A 15,850-nucleotide genomic window follows, 5' to 3' on the forward strand; every position below is an offset into this window, starting at 1 on the left:
CAAAGGCCGCGCATTCCCAGCGGTCCATCATGCCGGTGCGCCAACACAGGTAGTGGGCGTGCCGACTCGGCACGTTGCGCTCGTACAGGCGCACCAGCGAGCCGTTTTCCAGCCAGGGCGCGCCCAGCTTGAGCCGCACCAGCGCCACGCCCATGCCGGCGGCGGCGGCGTCGCACATCAGGCCGATGTCGTTGAACTGCGAGCCGTCCACCGGTTCCGGCCAGTCCAGCTTGTGCGCGGCAAACCAGGTGCGCCACGGCTCCAGCGGCGAGCGCAGCAGGGCCTCGCCGTCCAGGTCTTCCGGCGCTTCAAAAGGTCCGTGCTCGCGCACATAAGCGGGCGAGGCCAGTGGGGTGACTTCGTCTTTCATCAGGCAGACATGTTCGACGTCGGCGTAACGGCCGGTGCCGAAACGCACTATCAGGTCGGCGTCTTCCGCCACCACGTCGAGCAGCGGAATCGACACCTGCAGCGTGAGGTCGATCTCGGGGTAAGCGTCGGTGAACTGGCGCAGCCGCGGGATCAGGATGGAGCGGGCAAACGTGGGCGTGACTGCCAGGCGCAGCTTGCGTTTGGCTGGGTTGCCGCTCTGGCCGGCGCTGCCTGGGAATTTCTGCAGCGTGGCCAGGCCCTCGCGCACGTGGGCCAGGTACTCACTGCCTTCGGTGGTCAGCGAGAAATCGGCCCGGCCGAACAGCTTGGTGCCGATGATCTGCTCGAGCTGCTTGACCCGGTGGCTCACCGCGCTGGGCGTCACATTCAGCTCGTCCGCAGTCTGGGTGACGCTGCGCAGGCGCGCCAGCGCCTCAAAGGTCAGTAGGCACTGGATGGGCGGGATGCGGGCGGCGGCCATCTGACTACCTTGTCATTGCGGACTCGATCCGCAATCCATGTCGCGCGCACCCAAGGCGGTGGATCGTGTGACATGGATCCCGGGTCAGGCCCGGGATGACAAGCGGGGATGTCACTTGAAAATGACTGTCTTGTGGCCGTTCAATAAAACCCGGTGTTCGCTGTGCCAGAGCACCGCACGCGCCAGCACCTGGCTTTCAGTGTCGCGGCCCATGGCGGTCAGGGCTTCCACGGTTTTGCTGTGGTCGGCGCGGGCCACGTCCTGCTCGATGATCGGGCCTTCGTCGAGGTCGGCCGTCACGTAGTGCGCCGTAGCGCCTATCAGCTTGACGCCGCGCGCATGCGCCTGGTAGTAGGGCTTGGCGCCCTTGAAGCTGGGCAGGAAGGAATGGTGGATGTTGATGGCGCGGCCTGCCAGCTTGTTGCACAGCTCGTTGCTGAGGATCTGCATGTAGCGCGCCAGCACCACCAGTTCCGCACCTTCGGCTTCGATGATGTCGTACTGTTTTTTTTCAGCCTTGTCTTTGGTGGCTGCCGTGACCGGAATGTGATGGAAGGGCACGTTGTAGCTGGCCGCCAGCTGGTAGAAATCGCGGTGGTTGGAGACGATGGCCCGGATGTCCAGCGGCAGCAGGCCGGACTTCCAGCGAAACAGCAGATCGTTCAGGCAATGGCCTTCCTTGCTGACCATGAGCACGGTGCGCATCGGCTGGGCGGCCTGGTGCAGGCCCCAGCGCATGTCGAACAGCGACCCCAGCACGCCGACCTGCTCCTTCAGTTTTTCAAAGGGCAGCTGGCTGCAGGCGAAACTGACACGCATGAAAAACAGGCCGGTGGCGTCGGCGTCCGGGTCGTCGCGCTTGTCGTCGCTGAACTGGGCCGCTTCCAGGATGTTGCCGCCGCGTTCGAACAGGAAGCCGGACACCGCATGAACAATGCCCGGACGGTCCGGGCAGGACAGCGTAAGAATATAAGTAGGGCTCATGGGGGATGAATTGTCGCAGGTGGATTTTGCTGAAAAGCAGATTGTCGCCGGGAGTGCCAGAATGCATCTCAAACCCGCCGAAACCCGGCGAACCGTTTTCACGCAGGAGATTTTTGCAATGGCCTATCCAGACTTCAACATGGACCACCAGTGGCTGCCGTTCACGCCGAACCGCAGCTTCAAGAAGGACCCGCGTGTTTTTGTCGCCGCCGACGGCATGTTTTTCACCACCCACGACGGCAAGCAGGTGCTCGACGGCATCTCCAGCCTGTGGTGCGTGGGCGCTGGCCACAACCGCAAGCCCATCAACGAGGCCATCAAAAAGCAGCTCGACACACTGGATTACGCCACCGCCTTCCAGGCCAGCAACGACCAGGCCTTCAAGGCCGCCGAGATGATTGCCGCCATGGCGCCGGGCGATTTGAACCAGGTGCTGTTCTGCAACTCCGGCTCGGAAGCGGCCGACACCTCGCTGAAAGTGGCGCTGGCCTACCACCGCGCGCGCGGCGAAGGCCACCGCAATGTGTTCATCGGCCGCGAAAAGGGTTACCACGGCGTCGGTTTTGGCGGCATGAGCGTGGGCGGCATTCCGGCCAACCGCAAGGTCTATGGCGCGGCCCTGCTGCCGCGGGTGGACCACCTGCGTTTTATCCACGACCCGGTCAAACACGCCTACATCCATGGTGCCGAGCCGGTGTGGGAAGAAGACATCCTGCTGGAGCTGGAGCAGCGCATTTTGCCGCTGCACGACCCGAGCAACATTGCGGCCGTCATCGTCGAGCCGGTGGCCGGCAGCGCCGGCTGGTACCTGCCACCCAAGGGCTACCTCAAGCGCCTGCGCGAGATCTGCGACAAACACGGCATCCTGCTGATTTTTGACGAAGTCATCACCGGCTTTGGCCGCCTGGGCAGCAACTTCGGCGCCGACTATTACGGCGTGGTACCTGACATGCTGAACTTCGCCAAGGCGGTGACCAACGGCGTGATCCCGCTGGGCGGGGTGATCTGCACCGACCGCATCTACAACACCATGATGGAAGCCAACGCCGGCAGCCCTGCGCATGCCATCGAGTTTTTCCACGGCTACACCTACTCCGGCCATCCGGTGGCCTGCGCAGCGGCGATGGCCACGCTGAACCTGTTCAAGGAAGAAAAGCTGTTTGAACGCGCGGGGCAAATGGGCCTTGTGTTGGGCGACGCCATGCACGGCGGCTTCAAGGGCCTGCCGAATGTGGTGGGCATCCGCAGCCTGGGCCTGGCCGGCGCCGTGGAGCTCGCGTCCATCGCCGGTGCGCCGGGCAAGCGTGCTTACGACATCTTCATGGACTGTTTCAAGCACGGCGTGCTGGTACGGCCGGCGGGCGAGAACATCGTGATCTGCCCGCCTTATATCGTGGAGAAAGCGCACATCGAGCGCATCGTCAGTGTGGTGGCTGACGCGATCAAAAAGAGCGCCTGAGGCACTACGCCACTACGCCACTACTTGGCCTTGAACTTCTCCTCAAGGTCTTTGCAGTGGTCCTGCTCGGGCACCGCCGGTGTCGGCCAGACCGTGTCAAAAGCGGCCTGGTTGTCAATGGCCTGGCGTGTATCGGGCGTCGTCTGCGCCGGCCCGGCGCGCAGATGCACTGCTTTGACTTTTGTGCCGGGCGGCAGATGTTGCGGCACGCCCAGTGCGCGGTTCACGTGGCCGCTGCCAGCCAGCAGCACCACGGTTTTGCCGGGCAGCATGGCCTGGCTGATAGTGCGCGCCATGCTGATGTCCCGGGCGATCTGGATACGTGTCATGGGAGAAATCTGGCTTTCCGGCAACAGGTCGCAGTGCCCAAGGCGTATGAGTTGCTGCTGCGCCTTGAGCGCCGGACCGGGTAACTGTGCGTCGAGCTTGCTGTCGGCCATCACGCTGCGCATGTCTGCCGCCGGCAAGTTGCCCCCAAGCACGGGGACGCCGGCTTTCACGGCCGCCATCACGGTCGGTCCATAGTCCAGCCAGGCCCAGCCTTTTTGGTTCCAAGCCAGGGCAGCTTCCACCTGCAGTTGCGTGCTGTTGGATTTCAAGGCGGCCGTGCTGGTTCCGGCTTCGGCCATTTCCAGCACCACCGCGCCCAGCAAACCGCGGACGGCCAGGTACTCAATCACCTGCCGTTGGATGTGCTGGTGCTCAGCCGCATCATGCTGCTCGCCGAGCAGGATCACGTCGGCGGGCAGCAAGGCGTCAGTACGGGCCGTGATCTCGTTCGGTGCATGCGGAAACAGCCTGGGCGCAGGCGCCCTGGCGCAAGCCGCCAGCAGCAGGAGTGGTAGCAGGAGGGCAACGGCCCGGCGCATGTTTCGGGAATTGGTTGGGACTGGGTTCATGGCGTGTCAGGTGATACTGGCGCAGTGTCGCACGCTATTCTGGAACATCAAGCATGCAACACTGCACCGGCCGGGCCTCAAAGCCGGTGATCGCCTGTCGGCCTGTTCCTGCTGAAACCATCGTCTCCCCTTGATGCCCCGCAAGCCAGTTGCTGTTCTTGTTACCCTGCTGCTGGCGCTGGCCGGTGCCGGCTTGTGCGTGCTGGCCGGCACGCCCCTGCCCTGGATGATGGGCCCGTTGCTGGCCACAGCCTGCGCTTCGGTGGCCGGGGCACCCACCGCCGGGTGGCGGCCGCTGGGCAATGCGGGGCAGTGGATCATCGGAACGGCGCTCGGCCTTTATTTCACGCCGCAGGTGACGGCGCTGGTGGGCAGCCTCTGGTGGGCCATCGGCCTGGCGATTGCCTGGGCGCTCGGTCTAGGGTGGTTTTTCGGCGGCTGGCTGCACCGCGTCAATGCAGCGCACATGCCCGAGGTGGCTGCGCCCAAGATGCGCGCCACCAGTTATTTCGCCGGCGCCATCGGCGGCGCTTCCGAGATGACCTTGCTGGCCGAACGCGCCCATGCACGCACCGATTTGGTGGCGGCCTCGCACAGCCTGCGCCTGCTGCTGGTCACGGTCACCATTCCATTTGCCATGCAGTTTAGCGGCCTGCATGGCCTGGATCTGAATCCGCCCGTGTTGCGTGCGGTTCACGGCCCGGGCCTGGCCCTGCTGGCGCTGGCCACTGCCGCCGGTGCTTGGCTGATGCACCGGCTGGGCCGGGCCAACCCTTGGTTCATGGGGCCGTTGCTGGCGGCGATGGGCCTGACCATGGGCGGTATTTCCCTCTCGGGCATTCCTTCCTGGCTGAGCAATGCCGCGCAGCTGCTGATTGCGGTGGGACTGGGGGTGCGCTTTTCCAGGGCCTTCCTGTACGCCGCGCCGCGCTGGATGGCTTCGGTCGTGCTGGGAACGCTTGGCATGCTGGCCGTGTCGGCGGGTTTTGCCTGGCTGCTGGCACAGACCACGGGCTTGCCGCTGGCCACGTTAATCCTGGGTACGTCGCCCGGCGGCATCGCGGAGATGGCGATCACCGCCAAGGTGCTGCAGCTCGGCGTGCCGGTGGTCACGGCTTTCCAGGTCTGCCGGCTGGTGGCGGTGTTGGTTCTGGTTGCGCCGCTGTACCGCTGGCTTTATCCCGACGCCAGCGACGCAGAAACCGGCTGAGTTGTGCCCCGTGCCTAGTGCAGGCCGATGGGCGTGTGCGCCAGTTCGGCATAGCCCTCGAGGGTGTCTTCCACTTCTTCCTGTGTTGGTGTGTTTTTCTGCCAGACATTCAGGCGCTCCTGGAACAGTTCGGCCCAGGAGCCGTCCAGATAAACCTCCTTGCCGGAGCGTTTGTCGACAATTTCAAAGCCGTGGCGGGCAAGCTGCGGCACGGCCGGCTGGGGCGCGGATTCCTCAGGGGCATTGGCGTGAATCTGCACCACCACAAAGGATTCGGAGTCGTAGAGCATTTGCATGATGTTTTGTCCTTCCTGTACACATAACAACGGCCAGGCTGAGTTCAAGACCCACAGGGTAAATCCCTGAAATGCCAATAAATTCACCGGAATCTGCATTTTCTCAAGCTTTTTTCGTGCCAGCGGGCCATCCAGCGCCTCGACCCGGCGTTTTGCTTCTCAGGGTTTCTCGGCCACACGCAATTTCTGGTCGATGAAATCGCCGTTTTGCTGCGTGATGCGGCTGCGTACCGGCAGGTAGTCCATGGAAGGCGCAAACCAGATTTCAACGGTCTGGTCGTAGTCGCGCTGCGGCTTACGCGTGAGCTTCAGGGTGGCGACATCGCCGACGGGCAGGCTAAGTTTTTCCTCGCCTTCGACGGTAAAGGTCCAGGTGTCGACCTGACGTGGGCCTGCCGTGTACAGAGACACCGTGCTGCCGGCCGGGTAGCTGGCCGGGGCACCCGCCAGCAGGCTGCCCAGCTGCAGGAAGACGCTCAGACGGTCTTGGGCGCCGCGCAGCCAGGGGGCATCGGGCGTGTTGGCACTGAAGCTGATCTTGCCCTTGTCTTCCTCGAAATGCGCCGCGCGTTCGCTGCGCGACTTGTCCAGGAAACGCGTTGGGGCCAGGCCATCGGCGGTGATACGGCCACTGCTGCTCATGCTGCGCGTGCCCAGGAAAAACGCGCTGACCACCATTTGGGCGTCATAACTCTGGCCGTCCTGCAGCCAGCTCAGTTCGGCAAAGGCGCTGTAGTCCATGTTCCGGGAGCGGCCAGTCATCGCGTATTTGAGGCGCACCGAGCCGGGGATGGTCAGCGCCGTGCTGGCGCTTACTAGCGGCGGCGGCATTTGTGCTTCAGGCGCGGGCGGTGCGGGGTCGGCCGGCCGGCCGGCATTCGCCTGGCTGTCGGTGGGCATCGAGCCCCCAGATGCTATGGATTCAATAGCTGATTGCGCAGGTGGAATAAGGGCTGGAGCCTGATTTTCCTGTAAAGAAGGGCGGGCTGCCGGAGCCGGGCGCCGGACGGCAGGTTTGTGCACGGGTATTGCTGCGGGTACAGGGTTGGCGACGGGCTCCGGTTTGATTTCCAGTGTCCGCGTGATGAAGGGGCGTGGCCTGGATGCTGCTGAATCGGGTGGCCCCCACGCCAGGGGCGCCGCCTGCAGCAGCAGCACATGGATCAGCCCGACCAGCGCCGTCAGCACGATCAGCGGGCGCGCCGGCAGCGCTTCGTGGCGCTGGGCGAAGAGGGCGTTCATGCCCCTGTGAACCCCAGATCGCTGGAAAGTTGCCTGGCTGCTGCCGCCAGCGGCCGGGCCACGGCGCCGTCCCAGGCCGGGTCGAAATTGGCCAGCGAGCCCAGCGCCACCATGCCCAGCGCCAGGTGGCCGTCGGCATCAAAAACGGGTGCACAGAACCCGGCCACGCCGGGCAGCAGGGTGTCCACCACACGGGCCATGCCGCGCTGGCGAACTTCTTCCAGCACGGCCGTGACTTCGGCCATGGTCTGGGGAACATCCTTGCGTGCCAGCTTTTGCATGCGCGCCAGTTCGGTTTTGAGCAGCGGCGCCAACCGGTCGTGCGGCTGCCGCCTGCCGGCCGAAGGCTGGGCCATGAAGGCGGAAAAACACAGGCCGGTGGCCGACGACAGCAGGGGCATCACATCACCGAGGCGCAAGCTGACGGTGAGGGCCTGCGGCGACTCTTCCCAGTGCACGATGGTCGGCCCCTGGTTGCCCCACACGGCCAGCGCCAGGGTCTGGCCGATCTGCTCCATCAGCGGCCCCAGGCGCTGGCGCGCCAGCTTCACGCTGTCCAGCCGCGACAGCGAGGCCAAGCCCAGTTTGAGCGCGGCCGGGCCGAGGTCGTAGCGTGTGGTGCCCGGGTCCTGCGTTACCAGCTCGAGCCGCTGGAAACTTACCAGGTAGCGGTGCGCCTTGGCGGCACTCATGCCCGCGGCAGAGGCCAGGTCGCGCAGCATCAGCGCCCCCGGCGATGCGCCCAGCACCTGCAGCAGGCTGAAGCCGACTTCCACCGACTGGATGCCGGCGCGCTGCGCGGGCAGGGCGGCCAGGCCGCCCAGTGAGCCGGCCGGGGGTGTTTTGCGCTCTTTCATGGAATTCGACTAGAATTTAAAATTACATTTAGGTAAATTGATTTCACTTATCGTAACTCTAGCGCAGAGAACGAGCAGTGTGTAATCCGTTTCACCATCTCGCCCTCAAGAACCAAGGAAACTGATGAAACTCGCTACCTACAAAGACGGCTCGCGCGACGGCCAGCTCGTGGTGGTCTCGCGTGATCTGACGACGGCCCATTATGCGACGGGCATCGCCGCCAAATTGCAGCAGGTTCTGGACGACTGGAACTTCCTGGCGCCGCAATTGCAGGACCTCTACGACACACTGAACAACGGCAAGGCGCGCCATGCGTTTCCGTTTGAGCCGGCGCGCTGCATGGCGCCGCTGCCCCGTGCCTATCAGTGGGCTGACGGTTCGGCCTACATCAACCACGTCGAGTTGGTGCGCAAGGCACGCGACTCCGACGTGCCGGGCAGCTTCTACAAGGACCCGCTGATGTACCAGGGCGGCAGCGATGACTTCATCGGCCCCTGTGACGATGTGATGTGCCCCAGCGAAGAGTACGGCATCGACTTTGAAGCCGAAGTCGCGGTCATTACCGGCGACGTGCCCATGACCAGCACGCCAGAGCAGGCGCTCGAAGGCATACGCCTGGTGATGCTGGCCAACGACGTGAGCCTGCGCAACCTGATTCCCAACGAGCTGGCCAAGGGCTTCGGGTTTTTCCAGAGCAAGCCGGCCACCGCCTTCAGCCCGGTGGCGGTGACGCTGGACGAACTCGGCGACGCCTGGGACCAGGGCCGTGTCAACCTGACCATGCAGAGCACCTGGAACGGCCGCAAGGTCGGCATGTGCGACGCCGGTCCCGAGATGACCTTCCATTTCGGCCAGCTGATTGCCCACATCTGCAAGACACGCAATGTGCGCGCCGGCTCTATCGTCGGTTCGGGCACCGTGAGCAACAAGGGCGTCGAGGTCAAGGGCAAGACCGACTGGCCCAAGGGCTACAGCTGCATTGCCGAGAAGCGCGCGATTGAAACCATCCAGGACGGCAAGCCTTCCACCGAATTCATGAAATTTGGCGACACCATCCGGATTGAAATGAAGGGCAAGGACGGGGAGCTGGTGTTCGGTGCAATAGACCAGAAGATCGTCCAATACGGTTGAGCAGCCCGGGCGGTTTGCAGCAGAGGGGCTTTTACCCAATAATGCAAGCCAACTACTGCGTACCGCAGGGAGGCGTGATGACAATCAGGATGCATTCGACCCGGCGCTGGATGGTGCCACTGGTGCTGGTTTTGATGGCGGTGCCTCCCGCCTGGGCGCAATCCACCTTCGACAAAGTCAAGAGCCGCAGCCTGCTTGTGGTGGGTTACCGCGAAAACGCCTTTCCTTTTTCATTCGCGGACGGCAAGGGAGCGGCCGGCTACAGCATCGACCTGTGCGCGCCCATCATCGAGCGCATCGGCCAGGCCTCTTCCGCGAAGAATCTGCGCGTGGTCTATCAGGCCGTCGAGCAGGAGCGTGTGGTCAGCCTTCTTAAAAGCGGTGCGATTGACCTGATGTGTGCCAACACCAGCGACACCGAAGCCAGGCGCAAGCTGGTTTCTTTTTCACCTCCGATCTTTTACGCGGCCGTGCGCGTGCTGGTGCGCGGCAGCGACAAGCTGGGCTCGCTGGATCAGCTGGCAGGTAAAAACCTGGTAGTGCTGGGAGGCGCCACGGCCAGGAATGCCCTGAATGCGTATGCCGCGAGCCACGGCCTGAAGTGGAAGATTGCCAACGTGCTGGAGCACGACGCGGCCATGAGCCAGCTGAGCCTGCGCCAGGCCGACGGTTATGCGCGCGATGACATCCTGCTGGTCAATGCGGTACTGACCGCGAAAAACCCGGCTGATTTTGCGCTGTTGCCCGAGCGCCTGTCCTCCGAGCCGATCGCCATCGTTTACAGAAGCGGCGACCCGGCGCTGCAAAAGCTGGTAGACCTGTCCGTAGTCGAATCCATGCGCAGCGGAAAATTCAGCCAGACCTACGAAAAATGGTTTACCAAGCCTGTGCCTCCGGCGAACAAGGCGCTGAACCTGCCAATGTCCCCGGAGCTGAGCCGTCTGCTCGCCGCAGCCAAATAAACCCCATCGCTGCGCGCAAGCGCGCTCATGGGCCCATCCTCATGCGGCGTAAACCGCGTCCAGGTCGCGAAAGCCCTTGATCTCCAGCGGATTGCCGAAGGGGTCGCAGAAAAACATGGTCCACTGCTCGCCCGGCTGGCCTTCAAAACGCACCTGGGGCGCAAACAGGAAATCGGTCCCTGCGGACTGCAGGCGCTGCGCCATCGCCTGCCAGTCGGGCAGCGCCAGGACCAGCCCGAAATGCGGCATGGGCACCAGGATGTCGCCGACATGGCCGGTGCGTTCGGTCTTGAAGGGTGTGCCCAGGTGCAGGGACAGCTGATGGCCCATGAAGTCAAAATCTACCCAGGTATCCGTGCTCCGGCCCTCGACGCAGCCTAATACGCCGCCGTAGAAGCGCCGGGCCTCGTCGAGATCGGTGACGTTGAAGGCGAAATGAAACAGGCTGCGCATCCGGTCAAGGATAGCAGCCCGGACCGCCGGGTCCTGGCGCCTTCTCGTAAGAAATTCGCCTTCACGCCGACTCATGCGCATGAGCAATCCATACGACCTGATTTTCGACAGCTCCAGCTTCAACGCGCAGGTGGTTTTCGTCGGCACCCGCTGCGACCAGGACAACCTGCTGCACAACTACCGGACCGGCGCGATCCATTTCGTCAAGTCCGGCAGCGCCGACGTGCTGTTGCCGGGCGCGCCGCCGCTGCGCATCGCGCAGCCCTCCCTGGTGTTCTTTCCCCATGCGCACAGGCACTGGCTGCAGGGCGTGGACGGCAACGGCCTGGAGCTGGTCTGCGCCACCACCAGTTTCAGCGACCGCTTCAACGAAGCCGTGGCGTTGTCTTTGCCCGAGGTCATCGTGCTGCCGCTGGCCCAGCTCTCCTCGATCGAGCACACGTTGCAGGCCTTCTTTGCCGAGGCCGCCTCCCAGTCGCCAGGTAGTCGGCAGCTGGCCGACCGGCTCTGCGAGGTGCTGCTGGGCTTTCTGATGCGCCATGCCATGGAACAGGGCCATATGAAGGCCGGCCTGTTGGCCGCCGCGGGCGACCGGCGCATCGCACTGGCGCTCAAGGCCATCCATACCCAGTTTTGCGAAGCGCTGGACCTGGATGCACTGGCGAACCGCGCCGGGATGTCGCGCACCCGTTTTGTGGAACGCTTCAAGGCCCTCGTCGGCACGAGCCCGCACCAGTACCTGGTTGGCTACCGCATGGACGTGGCGCAGCAGCTGCTGGCCGCCAAGGTACCGGTCAAGGCGGTAGCCGCACGCGTGGGCTATGCCACGGCGTCGGCCTTTGTGCGCAGTTTCAAGGAAGTGGTCGGTGTGCCGCCGGGCGCATGGGCGCGTTGAGCGCTCGGGGAACGAATGGGCAATTCAACGGGCCGAAACGGCAACTTCGAAACGCTCCCACCCGGCACAGTACGGACTCCCGAGTAGTTCCCTTCAACCTTTCTTTTTTTCTGGAGATATCTCATGACTTTCAGCAAACTCGCAGCCGCTTTCGTTGTTGCTTCCACCGTGCTGGCCGCGGGCAGCGCCTTCGCCCAGGCGCCGGCCAATGCCGAGTACTACCCCCTGTCCGAAATCATGTCGATGAAGATGATCGACAAGAACAAGGACGGCATGGTCTCGAAGCAGGAATACATGGACATGATGTCCATGGCATGGGACATGAACGCCAAGAAGATGAACACCAAGGGCGACAAGATGACCTCAGCCGAGTTCAACCAGATACTGATGTACCTGAAAGCCGGCGGCTGATTCGCTCAATCCAGAATTGGCAACGAACTGGGGGGACTTTGCAGTCCCCCTTTCTTTTGGTGCGCCCAGTATGGGCGGGATCCTCTGCAAGAGAACATCACGCGACACACAACATCGCAATGGCTTGTGGAGGTGGATGAACCCTAGCTGAGCATCTCGGACCGCCAACAGACTATTTCCCCAGCGAAGACAAGCGCTGCACGAGCAAGGCCCTGTTCGGTCTGGCGGTTGAGCTCTTGGAGCTCAAGGGGTTCGGACGCATTCGACTGCGTCGTATCGACAAGGACTTCGGGGAATTCGTGGGCCGTTAGTCCGCAGCTCAGACGGTCGAAGGATCGGCGGCCATGTTGTCGAATTTCTTGAAATACTGTCGGGCCAGCGCGACCAGCTGGCCATCGCTCGGATGATCGGCGGCCACCGAGTCCACCACCTTGCTGGCCACGGCCGGCAGGTGGTTGCTGCACCAGTCGCGGAACTGGTTGCGTACCAGGCCGGGGCCGGTCAGCAGCACCTCGTGCGTGCCGGCCAGTGCCTGTGCAACGTCGCCAAAGAAGGCAGCGCTGTCGTCGGTCTTGCCCTGGTGTTTGTGATGCGTGCGCGACTTGATGCGCTGGGCCTGCATGTGTTCGCGGTCAAACATCAGCACATGGGCTTCGGACTGGTCGATCCAGACAATGGCGTGAAAAGTGCTCATGAAATCCTTGGCAGAAGTTGAAAAGAAAGAAGCGCGGGTCAGGCTGGATGCAATTGCTCTGCTTTTTCCTGGCAGGGAATGCAGCGCTGCGCTTCGGGGCTGGCCTGCAACCGGGCAACAGGAATGCTGACGCCGCAGTCAGTGCATTGCCCGTAGCTCCCGGCTTCGATGCGGCCCAGTGCGGCATCAATCGCGGCAAGTTCGGCCGTTTCGCGTTCGCCCAGGGCAAACTCGATCTCGCGTTCGGTCGCCACCTGGGCGCGTGAGTCTTCCGGCTGGCCGAAGTGTTCTGCAGCGGAGTCGGCGCGGCTAACGGTACCGCCGCGCTGCGCCGAGATTTGCGCAAGCAAGGCAGTGCGCTGGGCCAGCAACTGCTGCCGGTAGGGCGCGGCTTGTTGGGGATTCATTCGGTCGGCTCCTTCAGGTGATATGTTTTCATCATGCGTCGTGCGGTGGCGGCCCCTGTTGATGAAGGTCAAGGGGGAGGCCGTCGGTAGCGTGCGAGGCACAATTCATGAATTCCTTTTGCCTGTTTGACGGAGACACCCATGACTTCCCGGCCCATTGACTACAGTGCGTACCAGACCCTGCACATCACGCGCCGCGGTGCGAACGACGCCGTGCTGGACATCCAGATGAAAGCTCTCAACGGCAAGCTGCCGACGGCGGGCCACGATGGCCACCGCGAGCTGGCGCAGATCTGGCGCGACGTGGGCAGCGACGACTCGGTGCGCTGCGCGGTGCTGCGCGGCGAGGGCCTGGGCTTTTCCGGCGGCGGCGACCTGGCGCTGGTGCAGGACATGGCCGACGACTTTGCCGTTCGCACCCGCGTCTGGAAAGAGGCGCGCGACCTGGTTTACAACGTGATCAACTGCGACAAACCCATCGTCAGCGCCCTGCATGGCCCGGCGGTGGGCGCTGGCCTGGTGGCGGGGCTGCTGGCCGACATTTCGATTGCGGCGAAAAGCGCGAAGATTGTCGATGGCCACACGCGTCTGGGCGTGGCCGCCGGCGACCACGCCGCCATCGTCTGGCCGCTGCTGTGCGGCATGGCCAAGGCCAAGTACTACCTGATGCTGTGCGAGCCTATCAGCGGCGAAGAGGCCGAGCGTATTGGCCTGGTCTCCCTGGCCGTCAACGACGACGAACTCTTGCCCAAAGCCTATGAGGTGGCCGACCGGCTGGCCGCGGGTTCGCCCACCGCCATCAGCTGGACCAAGTACGCCCTGAACAACTGGCTGCGCCAGGCGGGGCCGGCTTTCGACGCCTCGCTCGCACTGGAGTTCATGGGGTTTGCCGGGCCCGACGTGCGTGAAGGCGTGGCCAGCCTGCGTGAGCGAAGGCCGCCTTCGTACGGCCCCTCGGCTTGATGGGTTGCTATTGAATCGATAGCTATTTGCGCCCGTGTATTAAGGGCCAATGGCCGATTTGATGCATGAATGCCCGTGTTTTCCTTGCTGCAAGCCTGTTTTCTGCATCATTTATGCATCAAAACAGGCGCTAGCCCTTTAAACACGGGCGCTAACAGCTATTGAATAAATAGCAAATCAGGCGGCCAATGCATCCAGCGGGCTTGCCGTGCCGCCCGCGGCAACCTTCAGCACGTGGGTGTAAATCATGGTGGTGCTCACGTCAGAGTGGCCCAGCAGCTCCTGCACCGTGCGTATGTCGGTGCCCGACTGCAGGAGGTGGGTTGCGAAGCTGTGGCGCAGCGTGTGCACCGTCACATGTTTTGCAATTCCGGCTTGCGATACCGCCCGCTTGAGCTGCCGCCCGAGGCGTTCTTCAAACAGATGATGGCGCCGCTCCACGCCAGAGCGAGGGTCAACCGATAAATGGGGCGCCGGGTAAACCCATTGCCAAGCCCATGTTTGCCCCGCCCGCGGGTATTTGGCGTCCAGCGCGTGTGGCATGTAGACACCGCTGCGACCAGCCGCGCGGTCTGCCGCCCACAAAGCCCTGGACCGCATCAACTGATCGCGTAGCGGCACCACCAGCGCGCGCGGCAACATCACCACACGGTCTTTGTCGCCCTTGCCGCTGCGCACAATCACCACATGCCGGTCAAAGTCGATGTCTTTGACGCGAAGACTCAAACCCTCCGCCAGGCGCATGCCCGTGCCGTAAAGCATGCGGGCCAGCAGGCCTTCAACACCATCCATTAAAGCCAGTACAGACTGCACTTCGCCCGTAGTCAGCACAACCGGGATGCGCTTTCGCTCTGGCGGACGGCCAATCGACTGAAGCCATGGCAGGTCCTGGTCCAGCACCTGCCGGTAAAGAAAAAGAAGGGCGTTCAGCGCCTGCCGGTGCGTGGCCGGAGAAACCTGGCGTTCATCGGCCAGCATGGTCAGGAAAGCCTCGACATCGGCTTTGCCCATGTCGCGCGGATGCCGCATTTTGCCGTCCCGCCCGTGCCAACGGATGAAAAACCGGGCCCAATGCAGGTAAGCCTTCTCGGTTTGAAGGCTATAGTGCAAATACCGAATGCGTTCACGCACCTGGTCCAGCAGCCGTGTGGACTGCAATGGCGGTGCGGCGACTTTGTCAGGTTTGATATACCTGTTCATTTATACAGTATAGTGAGATAAGCCCATGCTTTCAAACACTTTTTTGAGCCAGAGCCGCCGGTGTTATCTGACTGCCGGACATGTTATTCCGCGGTTTTGCGGGATATATCAAAGTTCCGATCGACGGCTGGAACAGTGGCGCTAGCAGATGAGCTGGGAATGTATAAAACGGCGATTTTCTGGTAGCTTGCATAGCTGCAACACAGCGCATGGACAAAAGCGAGCTTTTGGTCCGGACGCAGTGTCACAGCTATGTGGGCTGATGGCCAAAAAGAGACGTAGTGGTATGCAACAGTTCAAGCGCCAAGAGGTGTCGCGAGCCGCGCCAGAACGAATCAATCGTACGGACACTCGCTACGCGAGCGCCGCACATTTTCAACGTTAGGCGTCATGTCGAATCAACCCTCGCTCAAATTCAGCGCACAGTTTGCTCTGGCGGTGGCCGGCGTGCTCTTTTTGCCGGCGCTGTGGTCACTGGGCAGTGCTTTTTGGTCAGCCGCGACTACCGGGCAAGTGCTGGTTCTGAGCGTGGGTCGTTACGAGACCTCTCACTCTATGGTTCCTTGGCCGCAAGGCTGGGCAAGGTTCGCAGGTCCGTTTGTGTTGGCCCTGTCGTTATCAATGTGGGCCACCTCCAAGTCTGCTCAGCGTGTCACGCTATGGTGGTTCTCGGCCGCGTTGGGTTTTGTCGGCATCGTGCTACTCCTTTTTTCGCAGTGGTTTGTCAGCTGGCGTGGGGTTTTGTGGTTCTGTAGCCTCACAGCATTCGTTGCGCTCTCGTTCTATATAGGCAGCAAGTTCGGGCGCATTGCAATGGTCGCTTTTATGCTTATCGTGTTTGCCTTCGTCGGGTGGCAGGTTGGGCGCGGTGCGTGGCAATGACGCCTAACCCTTTACAGGGACTTCCCAAATAGTCAACAGCAACGCATTTTA

General features: G+C 62.7%; 18 protein-coding genes and 1 pseudogene. 9 read left to right on the forward strand and 10 right to left on the reverse strand.

The genetic code is table 11. The annotated features are described in order from the left end of the window. Window positions 1–853 (reverse strand): LysR substrate-binding domain-containing protein (locus tag ABI660_RS20120; protein ID WP_348071450.1); only part of this gene is annotated, 853 nt, incomplete at its 3' end. 111 nt (window positions 854–964) lie between these two features. Then, window positions 965–1,837 (reverse strand): formyltetrahydrofolate deformylase, encoded by an 873-nt coding sequence (purU, locus tag ABI660_RS20125; protein ID WP_348071452.1) that lies wholly within the window; start codon window positions 1,835–1,837, stop codon window positions 965–967. Window positions 1,838–1,955: 118 nt separating this feature from the next. Here purU and ABI660_RS20130 point away from each other — a divergent pair, with 118 nt between their 5' ends. Further along, window positions 1,956–3,296, forward strand: coding sequence for an aminotransferase class III-fold pyridoxal phosphate-dependent enzyme (locus ABI660_RS20130; RefSeq protein WP_348071478.1), 1,341 nt, complete (start codon window positions 1,956–1,958; stop codon window positions 3,294–3,296). A gap of 20 nt (window positions 3,297–3,316) precedes the next feature. Here the strand turns inward: ABI660_RS20130 and ABI660_RS20135 are convergent, their stop codons facing one another. Continuing rightward, window positions 3,317–4,195 carry a ChaN family lipoprotein gene (locus tag ABI660_RS20135; RefSeq protein WP_348071454.1) on the reverse strand — a complete coding sequence of 293 codons (879 nt, stop codon included), beginning with the start codon at window positions 4,193–4,195 and terminating at the stop codon, window positions 3,317–3,319. Window positions 4,196–4,328: 133 nt separating this feature from the next. Between ABI660_RS20135 and ABI660_RS20140 the strand changes: the two genes are divergently transcribed. After that, window positions 4,329–5,405, forward strand: a complete 1,077-nt coding sequence (locus tag ABI660_RS20140) for an AbrB family transcriptional regulator (protein WP_348071456.1) — start codon at window positions 4,329–4,331, stop codon at window positions 5,403–5,405. 14 nt (window positions 5,406–5,419) lie between these two features. Here the strand turns inward: ABI660_RS20140 and ABI660_RS20145 are convergent, their stop codons facing one another. From ABI660_RS20145 to ABI660_RS20155, 3 genes are all read right to left on the reverse strand, one after another. Next, window positions 5,420–5,701, reverse strand: a complete 282-nt coding sequence (locus ABI660_RS20145) for a DUF3567 domain-containing protein (protein ID WP_348071458.1) — start codon at window positions 5,699–5,701, stop codon at window positions 5,420–5,422. Between the two features lie 159 nt (window positions 5,702–5,860). Next, the gene (locus ABI660_RS20150; RefSeq protein ID WP_348071460.1) at window positions 5,861–6,943 is read right to left on the reverse strand and encodes a DUF3108 domain-containing protein; all 1,083 of its coding nucleotides are present in this window, start codon (window positions 6,941–6,943) and stop codon (window positions 5,861–5,863) included. Next, window positions 6,940–7,749, reverse strand: coding sequence for an IclR family transcriptional regulator (locus ABI660_RS20155; protein ID WP_348071480.1), 810 nt, complete (start codon window positions 7,747–7,749; stop codon window positions 6,940–6,942). Before ABI660_RS20155 ends, ABI660_RS20150 begins: the two co-directional genes overlap by 4 nt. Window positions 7,750–7,924: 175 nt before the next feature. Between ABI660_RS20155 and ABI660_RS20160 the strand changes: the two genes are divergently transcribed. Continuing rightward, on the forward strand, window positions 7,925–8,932 hold the full coding sequence (locus tag ABI660_RS20160; RefSeq protein ID WP_348071462.1) for a fumarylacetoacetate hydrolase family protein: 1,008 nt from the start codon (window positions 7,925–7,927) through the stop codon (window positions 8,930–8,932). A 77-nt stretch (window positions 8,933–9,009) separates the two neighbouring features. Further along, complete coding sequence (locus ABI660_RS20165; RefSeq protein WP_348071464.1) at window positions 9,010–9,894, forward strand: amino acid ABC transporter substrate-binding protein; 885 nt, start codon at window positions 9,010–9,012, stop codon at window positions 9,892–9,894. Window positions 9,895–9,933: 39 nt separating this feature from the next. On the opposite strand, the gene ABI660_RS20170 is transcribed toward ABI660_RS20165, so the two are convergent. Then, window positions 9,934–10,347, reverse strand: coding sequence for a VOC family protein (locus ABI660_RS20170; RefSeq protein ID WP_348071482.1), 414 nt, complete (start codon window positions 10,345–10,347; stop codon window positions 9,934–9,936). Window positions 10,348–10,426: 79 nt separating this feature from the next. Between ABI660_RS20170 and ABI660_RS20175 the strand changes: the two genes are divergently transcribed. The 3 genes and pseudogenes from ABI660_RS20175 to ABI660_RS20185 form a co-directional block, all read left to right on the forward strand. After that, window positions 10,427–11,242: an AraC family transcriptional regulator gene (locus ABI660_RS20175; protein WP_348071466.1), complete on the forward strand. Its 816-nt coding sequence runs from the start codon at window positions 10,427–10,429 to the stop codon at window positions 11,240–11,242. Between the two features lie 123 nt (window positions 11,243–11,365). Beyond that, complete coding sequence (locus tag ABI660_RS20180; RefSeq protein WP_348071468.1) at window positions 11,366–11,653, forward strand: EF-hand domain-containing protein; 288 nt, start codon at window positions 11,366–11,368, stop codon at window positions 11,651–11,653. Between the two features lie 126 nt (window positions 11,654–11,779). Next, window positions 11,780–11,931: pseudogene (locus ABI660_RS20185) on the forward strand (IS1595 family transposase); the annotation flags it as partial. 41 nt (window positions 11,932–11,972) lie between these two features. Here the strand turns inward: ABI660_RS20185 and ABI660_RS20190 are convergent. Continuing rightward, a complete protein-coding gene (locus ABI660_RS20190) occupies window positions 11,973–12,347 on the reverse strand; it encodes a hypothetical protein (protein WP_348071470.1) in 375 nt (124 codons plus the stop codon). 38 nt (window positions 12,348–12,385) lie between these two features. Next, window positions 12,386–12,754 (reverse strand): TraR/DksA family transcriptional regulator, encoded by a 369-nt coding sequence (locus tag ABI660_RS20195; protein WP_348071472.1) that lies wholly within the window; start codon window positions 12,752–12,754, stop codon window positions 12,386–12,388. A gap of 156 nt (window positions 12,755–12,910) precedes the next feature. On the opposite strand from ABI660_RS20195, the gene ABI660_RS20200 reads away from it, so the two are divergent. Then, window positions 12,911–13,717: an enoyl-CoA hydratase/isomerase family protein gene (locus ABI660_RS20200; protein WP_348071484.1), complete on the forward strand. Its 807-nt coding sequence runs from the start codon at window positions 12,911–12,913 to the stop codon at window positions 13,715–13,717. 177 nt (window positions 13,718–13,894) lie between these two features. On the opposite strand, the gene ABI660_RS20205 is transcribed toward ABI660_RS20200, so the two are convergent. Next, a complete protein-coding gene (locus ABI660_RS20205) occupies window positions 13,895–14,917 on the reverse strand; it encodes an integron integrase (protein WP_348071474.1) in 1,023 nt (340 codons plus the stop codon). A 390-nt stretch (window positions 14,918–15,307) separates the two neighbouring features. Here ABI660_RS20205 and ABI660_RS20210 point away from each other — a divergent pair, with 390 nt between their 5' ends. Further along, on the forward strand, window positions 15,308–15,799 hold the full coding sequence (locus ABI660_RS20210) for a hypothetical protein (RefSeq protein WP_348071476.1): 492 nt from the start codon (window positions 15,308–15,310) through the stop codon (window positions 15,797–15,799). Window positions 15,800–15,850 lie beyond the last annotated feature (51 nt).

This window comes from Polaromonas sp. (genome assembly GCF_039930745.1).
Classification (GTDB): domain Bacteria; phylum Pseudomonadota; class Gammaproteobacteria; order Burkholderiales; family Burkholderiaceae_C; genus Polaromonas.